The sequence below is a fragment of the Halanaerobium sp. genome, assembly GCF_003070835.1.
Genome location: NZ_QBLR01000384.1, coordinates 1 through 2850, shown reverse-complemented (window position 1 = coordinate 2850; position 2850 = coordinate 1). Strand labels below are relative to the sequence as shown.

At 32.9% G+C, this 2850-nt stretch carries 2 protein-coding genes; one reads left to right on the top strand and one right to left on the bottom strand.

Features of this window, described 5'->3' with window-relative positions:
- Nucleotides 1-2083 (bottom strand): ATP-dependent RecD-like DNA helicase (locus tag CI949_RS19365; RefSeq protein WP_290769459.1); only part of this gene is annotated, 2083 nt, incomplete at its 3' end.
- 340 nt (nucleotides 2084-2423) lie between these two features.
- Between CI949_RS19365 and CI949_RS19360 the strand changes: the two genes are divergently transcribed.
- Nucleotides 2424-2609 (top strand): diguanylate cyclase domain-containing protein, encoded by a 186-nt coding sequence (locus CI949_RS19360; protein ID WP_089716998.1) that lies wholly within the window; start codon nucleotides 2424-2426, stop codon nucleotides 2607-2609.
- The last annotated feature ends 241 nt before the right edge of the window (nucleotides 2610-2850 follow it).

Below are 2850 nucleotides of genomic sequence, written 5' to 3'. Positions count from 1 at the left end.
GAGTGGTGTAATCACTGAGGAGCATCAACTTCGTTTGGGTTCGAGTAATACCAGTATATAGAAGATCCCTCCTGAGCATGATATTGTGAGAGCTGCTTAAGACCATAATTAAGAACGGGAATTCACTACCCTGACTTTTATGAACAGTACAGGCATAGGCATGTCTCAGGTAATTTAGCTCATCAGATTTGAAGTTAACGACTCTGTCTGATTCATAAATTTTTACAGCAAGAGATCTTTTATTATTGACCTCGATAACCTGTCCAAACTCGCCGTTAAAGACTTCTTTATCGTAGTTGTTCTTTATTACCATTACTTTGTCACCAAGCCTAAATGGACCAATTGAAGGCTTTGAGCTAACAGCAGGATTAACACAGGCTCTAATCTCTTTATTGAGGTTATTAACACCAAGCACCCCATTTTTCATCGGTGAAATAACCTGGATATTAAAGATGTTAAAGTTTCGATCTAAGCGTCTAAAGACAGCCATAATCTCTTCGAGAGTAGATTCTTCATCTTTGATTTTTTTGTAGACAAAGTCCGGGCCATCATTTAGTTGAGGTAGCTCTCCTTCGGTAATTTTTTTGGCCAAAGGAATTATCACTCCCTCATCAGATTGTCTAAAATTTTCTTTAAGCTCTGTAGTAGGAATAATCCCTGAACTGATCATGTCTTTCAATACATTGCCCGGGCCAACACTCGGGAGCTGATTAGTATCTCCCACAAAAACTACCTTTAAATTAGCATTAACGGCAGAAAAGAGGTGATAGGCTAAAGGGATGTCACACATACTGAACTCATCGACAATTAAAAGACCGGGATGGGCCAGCACAAAGTGTTCATCAAATCCCTCACCGCGAAATTTTAATAATCTGTGGATTGTCTTTGCTTTAATATTAGTCAGAGTTTCAAGTCTTGTGGCTGCTTTACCTGTTGGGCTAGCTAGATGGATTTTATGATGCTTATTTTTATCCTGGTAAATTTCGCAGATTGTTTTAACGATCAATGATTTTCCAGTGCCCGGGCCACCAGTGATTATAGAAATACTATTATTTAAAGCTTTTTTAATAGCTTCTTTTTGTTCTGAAGCAAATTTTATTTCTTCTTCAGCTTCTTTTTCTGCAATTATCCGATCAAGATTTTTAAATTTAACTTTTTTACTTTTTGATTGGATAAGGGTTTTGATCTGATAAGCAATCTCTTTTTCAGCCTGATAGAGAAAGTATTGATAGATTTTATCATCTTCTATAATCAGTTTCTCTTCTTTTTTTAACTCAGAAATTGCCTTTTCAAATCTATCTGCTTCTATTTTCACTTCAAGCAGCTGCTGTAGTCTTTCCAGTAGCTCTGACTTAGGTAGATAGCTGTGTCCTTCTACTTCAGCCGACTTAAGCAAGTGCTCAATGGTAGCTTTTATTCTAAAGATTGACTTTTTATCATCATTTAAAGAGAGAGCAATTCTATCTGCTTTTGTGAAGCCAACATTGTCAATTTCATCAATCAGCTGATAGGGATTATCTAAAAGATCTTTAAGAATTTTCTCAGGTGTCATTCCTTTTTTGAGATAGTGTTTCCAGATACTATTAGCCTTATTTGTTGAAAAACCTAAATTGCAGATAGAACTGATGAATTTTGCTCGATATTCGTCAGAAAATAATTCTTTTTTTATTTCCTGCAACTGCAGATCACTGATAAAATCAAATTGTTTTAGGAGATCAGGATCCTTTTTTATTTTTTCTAAAGCATCAGTACCAAGTTCATCTATAATTTTATTTGCTCGAACATCTCCCACCTTTGTCATTATTGATTTGAGATATTTAATCAGACCTTCTCTGTTATCAGGCATTGAACTTCTATATTTCTCAAACTTAAACTGGATTCCATATTTTTGATCTCTGATGAATTTACCTTTGAGTTCATAAGTGTATTCTTTTTTTGGTGAAGACATGTTGCCAACTGCTGTAATTTTTTTATCATTTTCTGTTATAAATAGCAGAACGACATAATCCGACTTTTGAGTCTGATAGATTATTTTAGTTATTTTTCCTTTTAGAACTTTAGTTTTGAAATTAAAGCCTGACATCCTAGCACCTCCTGAAATAGCAGCTATTATAACTATTCTTGATATATGAAGTTCTTTCCTGCAAATAAAATAAAAAACAATTTACGTTGACATTTAATGGTCCTACTATCGTTGTTTTAACAGTAGTCTCGGCTTAAATTAATATTAAATGTCAACGAAAAGTAGAAATCTTACTTAATGCACATTAAACGTTGACATTTAATGAATGGCAATGTTTATAATCGCTGCTATAGCAGGCTTCTTATTTTATTTTTCGTTGACATAAAATAATATAATTGGTTTTTTCGCTGTTTAGTTTATAAATGTTTATTTAAGATGTAATAATTTAAATCATATTATAATGAAGGCTATAAATGATAATTATGGCCACAGCATAGGTGATAGATATATTAAAAAGGCTGCAATGACAATCAAAAGTTCTGTACAAAATGAAGATGTTTTTTCTAAAATTGGCGGAGATGAATTTGCAATTATCTTAACTGAGATTGATTATTTTAAGGCAGATGATATTGTTGATAGATTTTAAAGAGCATTGAAGAAGACAATAAGATTAAAGATGATGAAAATATTGGGCTTTTAAGTGTTGAAATTGGTATGGAGATTTTATAATAGAGAATCAACTAGAAATAACAGATCATGATCTTTTAGGAAAAGTAATAACTTATGCAGATGGTATTGAAGCTGATATAGTAATTTAGATTGTTCAAAAAAGTCGAGAAGAACATCAACAGGTATTATTTAATACCTGTCTCTTATACACATCTCCG

What these genes read in the sequence shown, in the direction of transcription:
- CI949_RS19360 (WP_089716998.1), top strand. Translation starts at nt 2,424, where the DNA reads ATGAAGGCTATAAATGATAATTATGGCCACAGCATAGGTGATAGATAT.